This is a genomic window from Mycoplana sp. 10N416, from assembly GCF_056394765.1.
Genome location: NZ_JBFTIM010000001.1, coordinates 164,796 through 182,061, shown reverse-complemented (window position 1 = coordinate 182,061; position 17,266 = coordinate 164,796). Strand labels below are relative to the sequence as shown.

Genomic DNA, 17,266 nt, shown 5'->3' with positions numbered 1-17,266 from the left:
CCGGCGGCAGTCGCGGGGTCAGTGCTCTTCGTATTGCGAGAAGGACGGATCCGCGAGGTCGGTGAAGCGAGTGAATTCCGACTGGAAGGCGAGCTTGACGGTGCCGGTCGGTCCGTGACGTTGCTTGGCGATGATAACGTCGGCCGTGCCCTTCACTTTTTCGAACAGCATCTTCCATTCTTCGTACTTCGGATCGAACTCGTCGCGCGGCTCGAGGTTCTTGACGTAGTATTCCTCGCGGAACACGAAAAGCACCACGTCGGCGTCCTGCTCGATCGAGCCCGATTCGCGAAGGTCGGAGAGCTGCGGGCGCTTGTCCTCGCGGCTTTCCACCTGGCGGGAGAGCTGGGAGAGCGCGATGATCGGCACGTTCAGTTCCTTGCCGAGCGCCTTCAGGCCGGTGGTGATCTGGGTAATTTCCTGCACGCGGTTGTCGCTCGATTTGCCCGAGCCGGTCATCAGCTGGATATAGTCCACCACCAAGCAGTCGAGACCGCGCTGGCGCTTGAGGCGCCGCGCCCGGGCGGAAAGCTGCGCGATCGAGATACCACCGGTCTGGTCGATGTAGAGCGGCACCTTCTGCATCATCTGCGAACAGGCGACGAGCTTTTCGAAATCGGCCTCGGAGATGTCGCCGCGGCGGATCTTCGACGAGGAGACTTCGGTCTGCTCGGAAATGATACGGGTGGCGAGCTGCTCGGACGACATTTCGAGCGAGTAGAAACCGACGACGCCGCCGTTCTTTGCCTTGTACGAGCCGTCCGCCTGAACTTCCTGCTCGTAGGCCGCCGCGATATTGTAGGCGATGTTGGTGGCAAGCGACGTCTTGCCCATACCGGGGCGACCGGCGAGCACGATCAAGTCCGAGCGCTGTAGCCCGCCCATGCGGGCGTCCAGCGATTGGATACCGGTGGAGATGCCGGATAGGCTGCCATCGCGCTCGAAGGCCTGGCCGGCCATGTCGATCGCCTGCGCCACCGCGTCGTTGAACGACTGGAAGCCGCCGTCGTAGCGGCCGGTTTCGGCCAGCTCGAACAGGCGCCGCTCGGCGTCTTCGATCTGGTTTTGCGGAGGCATGTCGAGCGGCGCGTCATAGGCGATGTTGACCATGTCCTCGCCGATGGTGATCAGCGAGCGGCGCAATGCCAGGTCGTAGATCGCGCGGCCATAGTCTTCCGCATTGATGATCGTCACGGCCTCGGCGGCAAGGCGGGCGAGGTACTGCGGGATGGTCAGTTCGCCGACGCGGCCGTCCGCGGGCAGATGCGTTTTCAAGGTGATCGTCGTTGCGATCTTGCCCATGCGGATGGTGTCGCCGGCGAGCTCGAAGATCTTGCGGTGCAGCGGCTCCTGGAAGTGGATCGGCTTGAGAAAATCTGAGACGCGGTAGTAGGCATCATTGTTGACGAGAATCGCGCCCAGCAGCGCCTGCTCGGCCTCGATGTTGTTCGGCGCTTCGCGGTGATGCACACCAAGATCGTCGCGACCCGGATTGGCAAGCTTTCGCACAGCGTCGTTCATGTGGCCCGAATCCCCGAATCCCATTGCAGTGATGGATCCTGCTTCAACCGTGAAGCCGCACGGGTCAAGCGCCGACTGTCTGGAATGGGGTGAAGGGGGCGATGGGAAGGTCGTTCAGCACGGTCTTCGACCTATCCACAGCAAGGGGCGTGCGGAAATCCCACAGTGGCGGACAATCGCGCCTGCTCAGGGACGAATCCGACGGTCGGACTTGACGGAGCGCAGCCGCCGATTCGGCAGCGCCGGGGGGGCCTTGAGCGCTGTACCCTGCGGGAACGACCGCGTCCCGGTCGCGCGGCCCTTGCCGTCGCCTTCGTGGGCCTTCAAGGCGCCTTCGCCCTGTCCGACATAGTCGCGCGTGAGCGGCACAGCCTGCTGATCATGTGCGAGCTGCAGGTGAAAGACGACGAGATTCTGCCAGCGGAAAGCACTCTCCGAACTGGCGAGGTAGAACTCCCAGATCCGGCAGAAGCGTTCGTCGTAGAGCGCCTTGGCTTCGTCCCGGCGCGCCATGAAGCGCTGGCGCCAATGCCGAAGTGTCTTGGCATAGTGCAGCCGCAGGATCTCGATGTCGGTCACGCGCAGGCCCGATTTCTCAACCGCCCGCATCACCTCCGAAAGCGCAGGAATGTAACCGCCCGGGAAGATGTACTTTTCGATGAACGGGTTGTTGCTGGTGGGCGCGTCGGTTCTGCCGATCGTATGCAGCAGCATCACGCCGTCCTGTTTGAGCAGCGAGGCGGCCTTGCGGAAGAAGGTGAGGTAATTCGGTCGCCCGACATGCTCGAACATGCCAACCGAGACGATCCGGTCATAGGTGTCGGGCGCATTGCGATAATCCTCCAGCAAAAAGCGCACCTCGTCCTCCAGCCCAGCGTCCACGGCGCGCTGGCGCGAGACGGCAAACTGCTCGTCGGACAGCGTTACGCCGGTCACGCGCGCGCCGAGATTGCGGGCCAGATAAAGCGCCATGCCGCCCCAGCCGCTGCCGATGTCCAATACGGAGAGCCCTGGGCGCCCGATCGTGAGCTTAGCGGCGATGTGCCGCTTCTTCGCAAGTTGCGCCTCGTCGAGGCTCTGGTCCGGCGTCTCGAAATAGGCGCAGGAATATTGCTTGTCCTGGTCGAGGAAAAGATCGTAGAGGGCGCCGGTCAGGTCGTAGTGATGCTGGACGTTGTCGCGCGAGCGGCGGATGCCGTTCTTCTCCCGCAGCCAGCGCAGAAGGTAGCGGCTCCGTTCCAGGAAGCGGTTCCAGCCACTGTCGTAATATTTGAAATCGGGGTTACCGGTGAAGACCGTTTCGAGCAGGTCGAACATGTCGCCCTCGACCAGATCGATATCGCCGGTGCCGTAGTAATGACCGAGGTAGAAGGCGGGGTCGACGACCAGGCCCCATTGGGCGCGCTTGCTGTTGACGCGGATATGAACCGGTTTGCCGGTGGCGTCGCCGAAGCGGCGCGTCTCGCCGTCCGGGTAGGTCATCTTCAGATTGCCGCGCCGAACCAGACGGGAAATCATCGAAGCAAGAATGATTTTCATCTGAAACTCCATCGCAGGCTGCGGCGGAGCGGGTCTGAAACGGAAACCCGCCTGGTGCGGCCTGACCGCTTTCCAGTCTGATTTCCCTAGCAAATAACAAAAAAACCCGGATTTCAACCCGGGTTTTTTCGCGCCTATAGCGGGAGGCGGCGCACGCGCTTGATCGCTGTGTGCCGCAGTGCCTGTCTCAGGCTTCTTCGCCTTCGTGATCGGCTTCCGGATCGAAGAAGTCTTCCGGCTTCAGGGCGTCCTCGTCGACACCATAGATGGCATCGGCCGAGGTGAGGCTTTCGCCCTTGGCCTGGCGCTCGGCTTCGTCGGCGGAGCGAGCGACGTTCATTTCGACGGCGAGTTCGACTTCCGAATGCAGATGCAGGACGACCTTGTGCAGGCCGATCGCCTTGATCGGGGTGTTCAGCTCGACCTGGTTGCGGCCGATGTTGAAGCCGTTTTCAGACAGCGTCTCGATGATGTCGCGAGCGGCAACCGAGCCATAAAGCTGGCCGGTTTCGCCGGCGGAGCGGACGATGACGAAGGACTTGCCGTCGAGCTTCTCGGCGACCTTCTGGGCTTCCGACTTTCGCTCGAGGTTACGGGCTTCCAGCGTGGAGCGTTCGGCTTCGAAGCGCTTCTTGTTGGCTTCATTGGCGCGCAGCGCCTTGCCGAGCGGCAGCAGGTAGTTGCGGGCAAAGCCGTCGCGAACCTTTACGGTTTCGCCCATCTGGCCGAGCTTGGCGATGCGTTCGAGGAGAATAACGTCCATGTTTCAGTTCCTTTCTTTTCAGTTCAGTTGTTGTTTGATTTCGTTTCCGGTTTCGGCCCTGCCGGGGTCAGCGCAATCGTGCGCCGCGTATCCGTCAGGCCGAGAACGAGGATGAGAAGGATGGGGAGGAGGAACAGCAGCACCGAGCCGTAGGCGAGCCACAGAGCCGGCAGCCGCCATGCCTTGCCGCGGCTGCGCTGGTGCAGGATCGCGAAGCCAGACAGCACGAAGCCCGCGCCGAACGTGCCGCAGACCAGCGCACCGATGACGGCGGGAGTCCCCCCGGCGAAGCAGAGCAAGAGCCCGGCGAGAAACACGAAGATCGCATTGCGGTGCATGCGCAACGCCGTCGGCATGTTCTCGCGCGGCCGCAGTCCCTTGCCCGACAGCCGCACGATCGCGCTGGCGATGTAGTAGGAAGCAAAGAGCAGCAGCACCCAGAGCGCGCCCTGCACGATCGGCAACGCAAGGCCGAAGATCGCCTTCATCTGCGCGACGGCGGCGGGATCGGGATTATAGAGCGGTTCCTGCTGCTTCAATGCCTGCAGCATCACGTCGACCATCTGGTCGGCAAGTCCGCCGCTGTAGCCAATGATCGCGCCAACGGCGATCATGCCGAGCGTGACCATCACCGCAAGGTGGGTCAGGATGTTGGAAAGCGGATACCAGGCGAGCGCATCCTTCGGGCCGCCGAGTTCGGAGGCAGGGCGCGCGAGGTTCGCCAGGTTGCTGAGCCAGCCGGCCGGGATCAGCGTGATGATCACGATCAGCAGCGCAAAATGAGAGGATGCCATCGCAGCGGCCACGGCACCGCCAGCAATCACGGCAATCAGCGCGCTCGCATTGCCCCAGCCGAGGCCGGCAATCAGGATGGGCAGGGCGGAGCCGGCGAAGAAGAAGATCGCAAGCGTCGACTGGACATTCGCGCTCAGCGAAAGCAGAGCGGCGGTCACACCGGCAACGAGCCCGGTCGCAATCGAGGTCCAGTTCAAGTTCTGCACGGCGCTGTCCTGTCTTGCCAGACAGTTAGAGGAGTTTCCTGAAAAGATGCTTCAGGAACTGCTCCCCAACATGGGGGATGGCTATTGCCCGAAAGCGTTTCGGACTGTGGCCGGTGACTGTTCCGATCCGCGCCCAACACGGAAGGGAGAAGGGAAGGCGATGACGCCTTCCCTAATTTGTTACGCGTCCGCCGGAGCGGGCGCGCGGAGTGCCTTAAGCGACGACGTAGGGCAGCAGGCCGAGGAAGCGGGCGCGCTTGATCGCCTTGGCGAGTTCGCGCTGCTTCTTCTGGGAAACGGCCGTGATGCGGGACGGGACGATCTTGCCACGCTCGGAAATGTAGCGCGACAGCAGGCGTACGTCCTTGTAGTCGATCTTCGGAGCGTTGGCGCCGGAGAACGGGCAGGTCTTGCGACGGCGATGGAACGGGCGGCGAACCGGAGCGGAAGATACTTCAGCCATTGTCTTTTTCTCCTTCAGCTTCGATTACGCGCGGTCTTCGCGCGGGGGACGGTCGCCACGCGGCGGACGGTCGCCGAAGTCGCGGCGCGGACGGTCGCCGAACTCGCGGCGCGGGCCACGGTCGTCGCCATCGCGGCGCGGACGGTCGTCGCGGTCGCGCTTCTGCATCATCGCGGACGGGCCTTCTTCGTGGGCTTCGACGGCGATGGTCATGTAGCGCAGGATGTCTTCGTTGATGCGCATCTGGCGCTCCATCTCGTGGATGGCTGCAGCCGGAGCATCGATGTCCATCAGCGCGTAGTGCGCCTTGCGGTTCTTGTTGATGCGGTAGGTGAGGGACTTGAGGCCCCAGTTCTCGATCCGGCCGACCTTGCCGCCGTTTGCTTCGATCACGCCCTTGTACTGTTCGACGAGTGCGTCGACCTGCTGGGCGGACACGTCCTGGCGAGCCAGGAATACATGTTCGTAGAGAGCCATTTGGCTGTGCCTTTCTTGCGTTTGATCCACACCCGGAAACCGGCGCCAAGCCTCAACGACTGATCTTAGGGCCAGGCGGCCCGGGCAAGAAAAGCGTTTCATCTATACGGTCGAGAGCGGAGACACGGGAGGCCGGAACGCTTCACGTTCCTGTCGCTCCCGTTGCCGGGAACGGCCCTCCGTTCAGCCACCAGCCGATGCGACCGGGTGTTTTGAACAGGGCGCTTATACGGATTTTTGCGGCGAAAGCAAGGGATGAGGAACATCTCGCCTTTCGTCGCGTTTGACAGGCGGCTTTATCCCGCATGACGCGTCCATCCTCAGCCAGCGCGCGCAGCGCGGGAACCAGAGTCGATGGAAAGCGTTGTTCTGCTTGATGGAAACAGAGGAGCAACTGCAAATGCAAGACCGTATTCCAGAGAATCGCCCGCCCGAAGACCGCAGCTCCGTCGTCAACACGAGCACGCGCGGAAGCGGTGGCGGCTGGGCCGTCGCGGTGGTCGTGGCCCTGCTTTTGGCCGTCGGCGTGTTCTACTTCGCCAACAACACCGGCGACGGTGTCGACCCGAACGCGAACACCTCGTCGATCGGTACGCAGGCGCCGGCTCCTGCGACCGTCCCGCCAACCGACGGCCAGGCGACCGGCACGCAGCCGGCTCCGGCTCCGGCGCAGCCGGCGCCAAGCCAGCCCGCCCAGTAGCGGTGCCGGGATTACTCATGAAAAACCCGCCTTCCGGCGGGTTTTTCAGTATGGGACCAAGTAACCAGGTCGCCCACTCAGATCGGCGCCGGGTACTGGCGGTGCAACTTGCGAATGCCGTCGACGACCTCCGGTGCAAGCGTCACGTCCGTCGCCGCGATGTTTGTGCGCAACTGTTCCATCGTCGTCGCGCCAATGATGACAGACGTCGTGAAGGGGCGGCTCAGGCAAAACGCCAGCGCCATCTGGGCCGGATCCAGCCCATGCTCACGCGCCAGCGCCACGTAAGCGGCAACCGCCGGCTCTTGCAGCGGTTGGTAACGCCCGCCGAGATCGTCGTTCGTCGTCCGGCGCGAACCGTTCGGGCGGGCGCCGTCCAGGTACTTGCCCGTCAAGAGGCCGGCCGCCAGCGGCGAATAAGCGAGCAACCCGATATCCTCGTGATGGGCCAATTCGGCGAGGTCCAGGTCGAAGGTGCGGTACAGGAGATTGTACTCGTTCTGCATCGAGGCGATGCGCGGCAAGCCGTGCGTCTCGGCCAGCTTCAGGAACTGCATGGTCCCCCAGGCCGTCTCGTTGGACAGGCCGACCGCGCGGATCTTGCCGGCCTTCTGCAATTCCGCGAGCGCTTCCAGGGCTTCGGCCAGTTCAGCCACCGTACGGGCCCGGTCCTGCGTCCAGGGCTCATAGGTCCAGGAATGGCGGAAATGATAATGGCCGCGGTTCGGCCAGTGCAACTGGTAAAGGTCGAGGTGGTCGGTGCGGAGGCGCTTCAGGCTGCCTTCGGCCGCCGCAATGATGCTCGCGCGGCTCATCGGGCTGCCGTCGCGGATATAAGGCCGGCCGGGTCCTGCCACCTTGGTAGCGAGCACGACCTTGTCACGGTTGCCGCGGGCCGCCATCCACGAGCCAATGAAGCGCTCCGTGTCGCCGTAAGTCTCCGGCGAGAGCGGCGTGGTCGGATAGAGTTCGGCGGTGTCGATGAAGTTGACGCCGTGCTCCAGCGCCTGATCGAGTTGGGCGTGCGCCTCGGCTTCGCTGTTCTGCGAGCCCCAGGTCATGGTGCCGAGGCATATTTCGGACACCGCGATTCCGGTGCGGCCAAGTGTATTGTATTTCATGAACGAGAGTTTCTGTTGGGGCGGCGTCTGCCGCGGGAAGGGGTCTGCGAGCCGGTTGCCGGCAGCCGGCCAAGAGATATACGGCAGGCTCCAAAATGCAAGGTGCGCAGCCGCGGAGGACCTGCGTCGAGAAACAGCGGAGACCCTTCGGCCTCACATCGGATGGCCCCGGCCGTTTGCCCTTCGCCCTCGCATTGGCTGTCAGTACACAGTAAATCACCGGTGCTCTTCCAAGCCCCACGACCCGTGCTCCGGTAGCCATGCATTGTGTATCCTCGCCTGCGAAACTTGACTCGCTGCGGCAATCCGTGAATTGAGGGGAAAACATCATGGGAGAAGCCCAATGACCATTGCTTTCACCTTTCCGGGCCAGGGCAGCCAGGCCGTCGGCATGGGCAAGGAACTGGCGGATGCCTTTCCCGAGGCCGCTGCCGTCTTTGCTGAAGTCGATGACGCGCTGGGGGAAAACCTGTCCGCACTCATGTTTGACGGACCCGAGGCCGAACTGACGCTCACCGCCAACGCCCAGCCGGCGCTGATGGCGGTGTCGATGGCCATCGTTCGGGTCCTTGAAGCGCGCGGCCTCATCTTGCGTGACAAGGTTTCATATGTCGCCGGTCATTCGCTCGGTGAGTATTCCGCGCTCTGCGCCGCCGGCACCTTCACGATCGCCGACACGGCGCGCCTGCTGCGCATCCGTGGCAATGCCATGCAGGCGGCGGTGCCGGTCGGCGAGGGGGCGATGGCGGCCATCATCGGTCTTGAGCAGGACGACGTGCAGGCGATCTGCGACGAGGCGCTGGTGCATGGCTCCTGCCAGATCGCCAACGACAACGGCGGCGGCCAACTCGTCATCTCCGGCGCCAAACCGGCCGTCGAGCGCGCGGCCCGCATGGCGACCGAGAAGGGGGCAAAGCGTGCGTTGATGCTGCCGGTGTCGGCGCCCTTCCACTCGACGCTGATGGCGCCGGCCGCTGAAACCATGCGCGCGGCGCTGGCCGAAGTCGAGATTCGCGAGCCGGTCGTTCCGGTGATCGCGAACGTCTCGGTCCAGCCCGTCACGGACGCCAAGGAAATCGCCCGCCTGCTGGTGGAGCAGGTGACCGGCCAGGTCCGCTGGCGCGAGACCATCGAATGGTTCGCCGGCAACGACGCCACCTCGCTCTACGAGATCGGCTCCGGCAAGGTGCTGACCGGCCTGGCGCGCCGCATCGACAAGTCCGTGACCGGCTATGCCGTCAACACGGCGACTGATATTGAAAATCTGCTGCAGACCCTCTGCGGCTGACACCCAGCAAACGGGAAAACGACCATGTTTGATCTTTCCGGCCGCAAGGCACTGGTAACCGGCGCTTCCGGTGGTATCGGCGAGGAAATCGCCAAGATCCTGCACGCGCAGGGCGCAATCGTCGGCCTGCACGGGACGCGCGTCGAAAAGCTCGAGGCGCTGGCCAACACGCTCGGCGAGCGGGTTCAGCTTTTCCCGGCCAACCTTGCCGACCGCGCCGAGGTCAAGGCGCTCGGCGAGAAGGCCGAGGCCGAACTCGGCGGCGTTGACATCCTCGTCAACAATGCCGGCATCACCAAGGACGGCCTGTTCGTGCGCATGAGCGACGAGGATTGGGATTCGGTCCTGGAGGTGAACCTCACCTCGGTGTTCCGCCTGACGCGCGAGCTGACGCATCCGATGATGCGCCGCCGTTACGGCCGCATCATCAACATCACGTCCATCGTCGGCGTCACCGGCAATCCGGGCCAGGCTAATTACTGCGCCTCCAAGGCCGGCATGATCGGCTTCACCAAGTCGCTTGCCCAGGAGATCGCCACCCGCAACGTCACCGTCAACTGTGTCGCGCCGGGCTTCATCGAGAGCGCCATGACTGGCAAGCTCAACGACAAGCAGAAGGAAGCGATCATGGGTGCGATCCCGATGAAGCGCATGGGCACCGGCGCGGAAGTCGCCTCGGCCGTCGCCTATCTGGCTTCGTCGGAGGCCGGCTACATGACGGGACAGACGTTGCACGTCAACGGTGGTATGGCGATGATCTGAAGACGGTCGAAATTGCCCGGCTGGTCGCGCGGAAATAGCATGTTGAACGCGCGATGGACGGGCATTTTCGGACTTTGCGGCAGAGTTAAACCGTGTTAATCGGGCCATGACTGTCCGCAGTCGACCGGGGGATGCATGCTTTGTGCGGCGCTACAACACAGCGCTCGGGGGCATCTGCGGTTGAAAAGAATTGCCCGTATGCCTCGGCGGATCGGGCTTGGTTGAGTGCCCGGTGCCGTGAAAGGCATCGACGAAAACAAAGGTCGAGGAATCCGACATGAGCGATATCGCAGAACGCGTAAAGAAAATTGTGATCGATCATCTGGGCGTAGACGCCGACAAGGTCAGCGAAGGCGCAAGCTTCATCGATGATCTCGGCGCGGACTCGCTCGACACCGTCGAACTGGTCATGGCGTTCGAAGAGGAATTCGGCGTCGAGATCCCCGACGACGCGGCCGACTCGATCCTGACGGTCGGCGACGCCGTCAAGTTCATCGAGAAGGCCCAGGCCTGAGACTGCCTTTCGGGCGGGCCCATTGGGCCCGTCGCGACCCCGTTTGCGGAACGCGCCGCGCCGCGCCGCCTCGGTCCAAGAATGATGCATAGGGTGGATCACCGACGATGAGACGTGTCGTTATCACAGGTACCGGCATGGTATCTCCTTTGGGTTGTGGTACCGAAGTGACTTGGTCGCGACTGCTTGCAGGGCAGAGCGGCGCCCGTCCGGCGACGGGATTCGAGGTCGACGACCTTCCCGCCAGGATCGCCTGCTACATTCCGACCGGTGACGGCACCGACGGAACTTACAACCCCGACCAGTGGATGGAGCAGAAGGAGCAGCGCAAGGTCGACTCCTTCATCGTTTATGCGATGGCCGCCGCCGGTATGGCGCTCGATGATGCCGGCTGGCATCCGAAGACGGACGAGGAGCAGACCTCGACGGGCGTGCTCATCGGTTCCGGCATCGGTGGCCTCGAAGGTATCGTCGAAGCCGGATATATCCTGCGCGAGAAGGGTCCGCGCCGCGTCTCCCCCTTCTTCATCCCCGGCCGCCTGATCAATCTCGCCTCCGGCCATGTTTCGATTCGCCACAAGCTGCGCGGTCCGAACCATTCGGTCGTTACCGCCTGCTCCACTGGTGCGCACGCGATCGGCGATGCCAGCCGTCTGATCGCGTTCGGCGATGCCGACGTCATGGTCGCCGGCGGCACCGAATCGCCGATTTCGCGCATGGCGCTCGCGGGCTTTGCCGCCTGCAAGGCGCTTTCCACCCAGTACAACGACGAGCCGACGAAGGCGTCGCGCCCCTACGATCGCGACCGCGATGGCTTCGTGATGGGCGAGGGCGCCGGCATCGTCGTCCTGGAGGAGCTCGAGCACGCCAAGGCGCGCGGGGCAAAGATCTATGCCGAAGTCGTCGGCTACGGCCTTTCGGGCGACGCCTATCACATCACCGCGCCGTCCGAGGACGGCGACGGGGCTTATCGCTGCATGCAGATGGCGCTGAAGCGCGCCGGCCTGACACCGGGCGATCTCGACTACGTGAACGCCCACGGCACCTCCACGATGGCCGATACGATCGAACTCGGTGCCGTCGAGCGGCTGGTCGGCAACCATGCGGACAAGATCTCGATGTCGTCGACCAAGTCGGCGATCGGCCATCTGCTCGGCGCGGCCGGTGCGGTCGAGGCGATCTTTTCGGCGCTTGCGATTCGCGACAATGTCGCCCCGCCGACGCTCAATCTCGACAATCCGGATGTGGAAACGGCCATCGATCTCGTGCCGCACAAGGCGCGCAAGCGTGAGATCAACGTGGCTCTGTCGAACTCCTTCGGTTTCGGCGGCACGAACGCATCACTGATTCTGCGCCGCTACGGCTGAGACCGGCGGTGCTTGCGAATAGGTGATGGTGTTGACCCGTTGCCGATAGGTGCGCGTACTGGGCAAATGACGACGGATCTCGCCGGAAGGGCGGGCTCCGATCCTGCTTTTTGCCGCATTGGTCTGTCCTACTGCGTCGCTCATTTGCTTCTGGGTGGGCGCAATATCGTTCTGAAAAAGCGGATGATCTTCCAGTTCATGGGAGCGGACGCGTTTTTCAACGTCAGGGAAAGACCATTGATGGCCAGATCTTTTGAGGATTGTCTGTGAGCGATAACAACGATTCCACGGAAATGCCGTTCGGCCGCGGCGACAACGCCAGCAAGGGTCCCATCATCCCTAAGTCCGCCAATGAGGCGTTGCGCCCGGAGCCGGTGCCGAGCCCGCCGCGCCGCTCGCGCAAGGCGCGCAGCCAGGTCGTCGTCTTCCTGAACTTCCTCATGACCTCGCTCGTTCTGGTCACGCTCGCGGCGGCGGCGATCTTCTATTATGCCCTCGACAGCTTCGAGAAGCCCGGCCCGCTGACGGCCAACACCAATTTCATCGTGCGCAACGGCGCCGGCCTGAACGAGATCGCGGCCAGCCTGGAGCGCAATAACATCATCACCGACAGCCGCGTGTTTCGCTACCTGAGCCGCATCCACCTGGAGGATGCCGTCCTCAAGGCCGGCGAGTATGAAATTCGTGCCAATGCATCGATGCGCGACGTGCTGGAGCTTTTGAAGTCCGGCAAATCCATCCTCTACAGCGTTTCGGTGCCCGAGGGGTTGACGGTCAAGCAGGTCTTCCGCCGCCTAACCGACGATCCGGTGCTGGAAGGCGACCTGCCGGCCGACCTGCCGGCCGAAGGCACGCTGATGCCGGACACCTACAAGTTCTCCCGCGGGACGAAGCGTGCCGAAATCCTCCAGCAGATGCTGACGGCGCAAAAGGCGCTCATCGGCCAGATATGGGAAAAACGTGACGACGGTCTGCCGATCGCGACCCCGGAGGAAATGGTGACGCTCGCCTCGATCGTCGAGAAGGAAACGGGCCGGGCGGACGAACGGCCGCGGGTCGCCTCGGTCTTCATCAACCGTCTCGAAAAGGGCATGCGCCTGCAGTCCGATCCGACGATCATCTACGGCATCTTCGGCGGCGACGGAAAACCCACCGATCGGCCGATCCTGCAGTCGGACATCGACAAGCAGACGCCCTACAACACCTATGTGATCAAGGGCCTGCCGCCGACGCCGATCGCCAACCCCGGCCGCGCCGCGCTCGAGGCCGTTGCCAATCCCTCGCGCACGGCCGACCTCTACTTCGTTGCTGACGGCACCGGCGGCCACGCCTTTGCCGAGACGCTGGACGACCACAATGCCAACGTCCGGCGCTGGCGCAAGCTGGAAGCCGAGAAGGCCAAGCAGGCGACACAGGAAACGCAGGAAACGCAGGACGCGGGCCAGAGCCCCGGTCAGTGACGTGCAGCAAGTATAGCGACACCCGTCACCCCTCAAATTGGAGTGGCGGAAATCGCATCCAAGCCAGCGCATTTCGTCTCGGAACGAATTATATAGAACATGGCTGCCGGGATGATTCCACATTCGCGGCGCGCTGGTATCTGATCGGAGTTTGACATGCCATTGCAATCCATGACCGGTTTTGCCCGGAGCGAGGGAACAAGCGGCCGCTGTCGCTGGTCCTGGGAGCTTCGTTCGGTCAATGGCAAGGGCCTGGATCTGCGCATCCGCCTTCCCCAGGGGTTTGAGCATTTCGAGCCGGAGGTCCGGCAGAAGGCGGCCGCGGCGTTCTCCCGCGGGAACATGCAGATCGGTCTCTCCGTTTCCATTGCCGAACCGCAGGTGCAGCCGGTGGTCAACCAGGCCGCCCTTTCGGCGATCCTTGCCCTTCGCGAGCAGCTTTCCGGCGTTGTCGATCCCGCCCCGCTCAGGCTGGACACGTTGCTCGGCGTCCGCGGCGTGGTCGATTTCCGCGAGGCGGAGGAGAGCGAGGCGGAGCGCACACGTCGCGACGAGGATATCGCCGGAGGGCTCGATGCTGCCATCGACCGGCTTCTGTCGATGCGGCTCGGCGAAGGCGAGGCGCTGCGCCAGGTGCTGGGGCGGCAGGTGGACCGGATCGCCGAACTGGCGACGACGATCGAAGCCGATCCGAGCCGAAGCGTCGAGGCGATCGCCGAGCGGGTGGCAGGTCAGGTCCAGATGCTACTTCAGGGCAGTAACGGCCTCGACCGGGACCGGCTCTATCAGGAGGCGGTGCTGCTCGCCACCAAGGCTGACCTGCGCGAGGAGATCGACCGTCTTGCCGCCCATGTCGGCGCGGCCGAGGGCCTGCTTGCAGCGGACCATCCGGTCGGACGAAAGCTCGATTTCCTTGCACAGGAATTTAACCGTGAAGCGAATACCATCTGTTCGAAGTCCAACGCGGCCGCCGTCACGGCTGCCGGGATCGAGTTGAAGGTCGTCATCGACCAGTTCCGCGAACAGATACAGAATTTGGAGTGACCATGAGCGCGCCGCAGACAGCAAAACCGATCGAGATCGCCCGGCGCGGGCTCATGCTGGTCATTTCCTCGCCGTCCGGGGCGGGCAAGTCGACGATCGCCCGCAACCTGCTCGAGGCCGATTCCGGCATCAGCCTTTCGATCAGCGTGACGACACGCCAGCGTCGCCCGAGCGAGATTGCCGGCCGCCACTACCACTTCATCGACCGCGCCGAGTTCGAGATGCTGCGCGATTCCGACGCGCTGCTCGAATGGGCCGAGGTGCACGGCAACTTCTACGGCACGCCGCGCAAGCCGGTGGAGGAGGCGATGGCGGCCGGACGCGACATGCTGTTCGACATCGACTGGCAGGGCGCCCAGCAATTGCAGGAGAAGATGGCAGCCGACGTCGTCTCGATCTTCATCCTGCCGCCGTCGATGACGGAACTGCAATCTCGCCTGCATCGCCGTGCCGAGGACACCGCGGAAGTCATCGCCACCCGGCTGGCCAATTCCCGCGCCGAGATCGAGCACTGGCACGAATACGACTACGTGATCCTGAACGACGACCTCGATGCCGCCTTTGATGCCGTGCAGAGCATCGTCAAGGCCGAACGCCTACGCCGCGACCGCCGCCACGGCATGTACGAATTCGTCACGAAGCTTTTGACCGAACAGCCGGTGCTCTGAGGAAGGCTCCCGTTCGAGACGCGTTCAGAAAAGCGTAACGAGAATCGGGATCTGGCCGTTTGCCCGGAAATATTCGAGACCTTCGATCAGCGGAAACAGTGCCAGCAGGAACAGGCTGTCGCGGAATGTCGCCGTGAGGGCCGGCTGGGAGAAGGTTGCTCCTGCAACTCCCTTGTGCAGAAGCGGATTCGGCAGGAACAACGGTGTTTGTCGGGCATAGTCGTCGTAGGCCCGCCCGAACCGATCACTAAGATAGGCAGCCTCGCGCCGGGCGGTGTAGCGGAAGACGACATAGAACGCCGCGGTCGCCGAGAGTGCCAGGATCAGCGAGCCGACCAACAGCCCGACGCCCAGAACGCCCACGAGGGAACACAGGTAAAGCGGATTGCGGGTCATCGAATAGGGTCCGACGACAACGAGTTCCCTGTTTTTTCGCGTGCCGATGTACAGGATGCTCCAGAGCCGGCCGAGGATCGCGAAGAACACCAGCATAAGCCCCGTCGTCTCAAGGACCTCGTGAAGCCCGCCTTCGCTCCAATAGGGCCGAACGCAAAGAGCACTGGCGAGGAACACCGAGGCGAGCAGCCAGAGCAGCGCGATCCGCTTCTTCTGGTTGAATGCCTGCAGTTGCATCGGCGCCGCTCCCCCGATCGACAGGTCAACTACGGCGACCGGACTGTGGCCGATTAATGTCTGCGCGGCCGCCGCGATCAACCGAGGGCGTTCGCCAGGGTCACGAACTCTTCGACCGAAAGCGTTTCGGCACGCCTCTGCGGATCGATCCCCACCCTTGCCAGGAGTGCCTCGCCGCCCAGCGATTTCAGGCTTTGCCGCAACATCTTGCGGCGCTGGCCGAAGGCCGCCTGTGTGATCCGCTCCAGCGCCTCCGCCTTGCAGGGCAGTGGTTGCTCGATCGGTTCGAGATGGACCACCGAGGATGTGACCTTGGGGGGCGGCGTGAAGGCTTGCGGGGGGACGTCGAATGCCAGGCGCGCGTTGGTGCGCCAGCCGCTGAGCACGCCCAGCCTGCCGTAGTGATCGTCGTCTTCGCGCGCCACGATGCGCAGGCCCACCTCGCGCTGGAACATCAGCGTCAGGGAGCGGTAGAAGGGCGGCCAGCGCTTCGGCAGCAGCCAGTTGACGAGCAACTGCGTGCCGACGTTGTAGGGCAGGTTGGCGATGATCCGAACGGGCTCTCCGGGCGGCGCCAGCGTCTCGAAGTCCACCTTAAGCGCATCGCCCTCGATAACGGTCAATCGACCCGGATAGTGGTCCGCGACCTCCTGCAGCGCCGGGATCGCCCGCGCGTCGCGCTCGATGGCGATGACGTGTCTTGCGCCGAGCGCGAGGATCGCCCTCGTCAGCCCGCCGGGCCCCGGTCCGACCTCGATCACAGTGCAGTCCTCCAGCGGACCGGCCGTTCTTGCGATCTTCTGGGTCAGGTTCAGGTCGAGCAGGAAGTTCTGCCCGAGCGACTTCTTCGCATCGAGCCCATGCCGCTGGATGACATCGCGGAGTGGCGGGAGCCCGTCGATCGCCGCCATCAGCCGCCGCTCCGCTCGTGCACGGCCAGTTCCTGCGCCAGCCGCAGCGCGGCAAGCAGGCTGTCCGGCTTGGCGCGGCCGGTTCCGGCGAGCGAAAACGCCGTGCCGTGATCGGGCGAGGTGCGGATGAAGGGTAGACCGAGCGTGGTGTTGACAGAGTCGTCGAAGCCGAGCGCCTTGGCCGGGATCAGTGCCTGGTCGTGGTACATGCAGATCGCCACGTCATAGGCCGCGCGCGCTTCGTCGTGAAACATGGTGTCGGCCGGCAACGGCCCGTATGCATCGACGCCGGCCGCCTTCAGGCGCGTGATCGCCGGGGCGACGATCGTCTCGTCTTCCTTGCCGAGCGCGCCGCCTTCGCCGGCGTGCGGATTGAGACCGGCGACGGCCAGCCGCGGAGCTGCGATGCCGAAGCGACGCTTCAGGTCGTTCGCGGTGATCACCGCGGTCTCGTAGACAAGCTCCTCGGTCAGCGTCGCCGGCACGTCCTTCAACGGAATGTGAATCGTCACCGGCACGCTGCGCAGTTTCGGTCCCGCTAGCAGCATGACCGGCAGCACCGGCTTGCCCGTGGCGCGGGCCGCCAGGTCGGCCAGAAACTCGGTGTGGCCGGGGAAGGGGAAGCCGGCCTCGTAGAGCACGGATTTCGCGATCGGATTGGTGACGACCGCCGAGGTACGCCCCGCCAGCGTCAGCTGCACGGCACTTTCGATCGCGCCGATGATCGCCTGTGCGTTGCGCGATGACGGTGCTCCGGCGACGGCGGGCTCGGCGAGGGGGACCGGCAGCACCGGTATGGCGGTGTTGAATTGCCCGCGGGCGGTTTCGGGCGTCGCATCGGCCACTGCGGCCCCGAGACCGCGCTCCTGGGCACGGCGCGTCAGTGCCTGCGGATCGCCGATGAAGAGGAAGGGGGGCAGGTCGAGCGCTGTGCGGGCCGCCCAGAGGTCAAGGGTGATGTCCAGGCCGATCCCGGACGGGTCGCCCATCGTCAGGGCCAGCGGGGGAACGGTCGCGACAGTCATCGGGGTCTG

Annotated in this window: 19 protein-coding genes; 9 read left to right on the top strand and 10 right to left on the bottom strand. The window is 63.9% G+C overall.

Annotation, left to right across the window (positions count from 1 at the left end):
* Positions 1-18: 18 nt before the first annotated feature.
* The 6 genes from AC1DDS_RS00850 to rpsF form a co-directional block, all read right to left on the bottom strand.
* On the bottom strand, positions 19-1,521 hold the full coding sequence (locus tag AC1DDS_RS00850) for a replicative DNA helicase (RefSeq protein ID WP_477477172.1): 1,503 nt from the start codon (positions 1,519-1,521) through the stop codon (positions 19-21).
* Positions 1,522-1,707: 186 nt separating this feature from the next.
* On the bottom strand, positions 1,708-3,060 hold the full coding sequence (locus AC1DDS_RS00845) for a class I SAM-dependent methyltransferase (protein ID WP_477477171.1): 1,353 nt from the start codon (positions 3,058-3,060) through the stop codon (positions 1,708-1,710).
* A 187-nt stretch (positions 3,061-3,247) separates the two neighbouring features.
* Positions 3,248-3,823 carry a 50S ribosomal protein L9 gene (gene rplI / locus AC1DDS_RS00840; RefSeq protein WP_477477170.1) on the bottom strand — a complete coding sequence of 192 codons (576 nt, stop codon included), beginning with the start codon at positions 3,821-3,823 and terminating at the stop codon, positions 3,248-3,250.
* Between the two features lie 23 nt (positions 3,824-3,846).
* Positions 3,847-4,824: a DUF2232 domain-containing protein gene (locus AC1DDS_RS00835; protein ID WP_477477169.1), complete on the bottom strand. Its 978-nt coding sequence runs from the start codon at positions 4,822-4,824 to the stop codon at positions 3,847-3,849.
* 214 nt (positions 4,825-5,038) lie between these two features.
* The gene (gene rpsR, locus AC1DDS_RS00830) at positions 5,039-5,287 is read right to left on the bottom strand and encodes a 30S ribosomal protein S18 (protein ID WP_108001130.1); all 249 of its coding nucleotides are present in this window, start codon (positions 5,285-5,287) and stop codon (positions 5,039-5,041) included.
* 24 nt (positions 5,288-5,311) lie between these two features.
* Positions 5,312-5,764 carry a 30S ribosomal protein S6 gene (gene rpsF / locus AC1DDS_RS00825; RefSeq protein WP_310418366.1) on the bottom strand — a complete coding sequence of 151 codons (453 nt, stop codon included), beginning with the start codon at positions 5,762-5,764 and terminating at the stop codon, positions 5,312-5,314.
* A gap of 400 nt (positions 5,765-6,164) precedes the next feature.
* Between rpsF and AC1DDS_RS00820 the strand changes: the two genes are divergently transcribed.
* Positions 6,165-6,464, top strand: coding sequence for a hypothetical protein (locus AC1DDS_RS00820; RefSeq protein WP_477477168.1), 300 nt, complete (start codon positions 6,165-6,167; stop codon positions 6,462-6,464).
* A gap of 77 nt (positions 6,465-6,541) precedes the next feature.
* Here AC1DDS_RS00820 and AC1DDS_RS00815 read toward each other — a convergent pair whose 3' ends face one another.
* Positions 6,542-7,585, bottom strand: coding sequence for an aldo/keto reductase (locus AC1DDS_RS00815; RefSeq protein WP_477477167.1), 1,044 nt, complete (start codon positions 7,583-7,585; stop codon positions 6,542-6,544).
* Between the two features lie 343 nt (positions 7,586-7,928).
* Between AC1DDS_RS00815 and fabD the strand changes: the two genes are divergently transcribed.
* The 8 genes from fabD (at position 7,929) to gmk (ending at position 14,688) form a co-directional block, all read left to right on the top strand.
* A complete protein-coding gene (fabD, locus tag AC1DDS_RS00810; protein WP_477477166.1) occupies positions 7,929-8,873 on the top strand; it encodes an ACP S-malonyltransferase in 945 nt (314 codons plus the stop codon).
* Positions 8,874-8,897: 24 nt separating this feature from the next.
* Positions 8,898-9,635 (top strand): 3-oxoacyl-[acyl-carrier-protein] reductase, encoded by a 738-nt coding sequence (fabG, locus tag AC1DDS_RS00805; RefSeq protein WP_310418373.1) that lies wholly within the window; start codon positions 8,898-8,900, stop codon positions 9,633-9,635.
* A gap of 277 nt (positions 9,636-9,912) precedes the next feature.
* Positions 9,913-10,149 (top strand): acyl carrier protein, encoded by a 237-nt coding sequence (locus AC1DDS_RS00800; RefSeq protein WP_097139127.1) that lies wholly within the window; start codon positions 9,913-9,915, stop codon positions 10,147-10,149.
* A gap of 107 nt (positions 10,150-10,256) precedes the next feature.
* Positions 10,257-11,516: a beta-ketoacyl-ACP synthase II gene (fabF, locus tag AC1DDS_RS00795; protein ID WP_477477165.1), complete on the top strand. Its 1,260-nt coding sequence runs from the start codon at positions 10,257-10,259 to the stop codon at positions 11,514-11,516.
* A gap of 66 nt (positions 11,517-11,582) precedes the next feature.
* Entirely contained in the window at positions 11,583-11,786 is a 204-nt protein-coding gene (locus AC1DDS_RS00790) for a hypothetical protein (RefSeq protein ID WP_477477164.1), read from the top strand.
* On the top strand, positions 11,783-12,976 hold the full coding sequence (gene mltG / locus AC1DDS_RS00785; RefSeq protein ID WP_477477163.1) for an endolytic transglycosylase MltG: 1,194 nt from the start codon (positions 11,783-11,785) through the stop codon (positions 12,974-12,976). The genes AC1DDS_RS00790 and mltG overlap by 4 nt, the downstream gene beginning before the upstream one ends.
* A gap of 156 nt (positions 12,977-13,132) precedes the next feature.
* Positions 13,133-14,020, top strand: coding sequence for a YicC/YloC family endoribonuclease (locus AC1DDS_RS00780; RefSeq protein ID WP_477477162.1), 888 nt, complete (start codon positions 13,133-13,135; stop codon positions 14,018-14,020).
* 2 nt (positions 14,021-14,022) lie between these two features.
* Entirely contained in the window at positions 14,023-14,688 is a 666-nt protein-coding gene (gene gmk, locus AC1DDS_RS00775) for a guanylate kinase (protein WP_477477161.1), read from the top strand.
* Positions 14,689-14,712: 24 nt separating this feature from the next.
* Here the strand turns inward: gmk and AC1DDS_RS00770 are convergent, their stop codons facing one another.
* From AC1DDS_RS00770 to pdxA, 3 genes are all read right to left on the bottom strand, one after another.
* Positions 14,713-15,321 carry a methyltransferase family protein gene (locus AC1DDS_RS00770; protein WP_477477160.1) on the bottom strand — a complete coding sequence of 203 codons (609 nt, stop codon included), beginning with the start codon at positions 15,319-15,321 and terminating at the stop codon, positions 14,713-14,715.
* Between the two features lie 77 nt (positions 15,322-15,398).
* Positions 15,399-16,232, bottom strand: coding sequence for a 16S rRNA (adenine(1518)-N(6)/adenine(1519)-N(6))-dimethyltransferase RsmA (gene rsmA, locus AC1DDS_RS00765; RefSeq protein WP_477477159.1), 834 nt, complete (start codon positions 16,230-16,232; stop codon positions 15,399-15,401).
* Positions 16,232-17,257 (bottom strand): 4-hydroxythreonine-4-phosphate dehydrogenase PdxA, encoded by a 1,026-nt coding sequence (gene pdxA, locus AC1DDS_RS00760; RefSeq protein WP_477477158.1) that lies wholly within the window; start codon positions 17,255-17,257, stop codon positions 16,232-16,234. Before pdxA ends, rsmA begins: the two co-directional genes overlap by 1 nt.
* Positions 17,258-17,266: the final 9 nt, after the last annotated feature.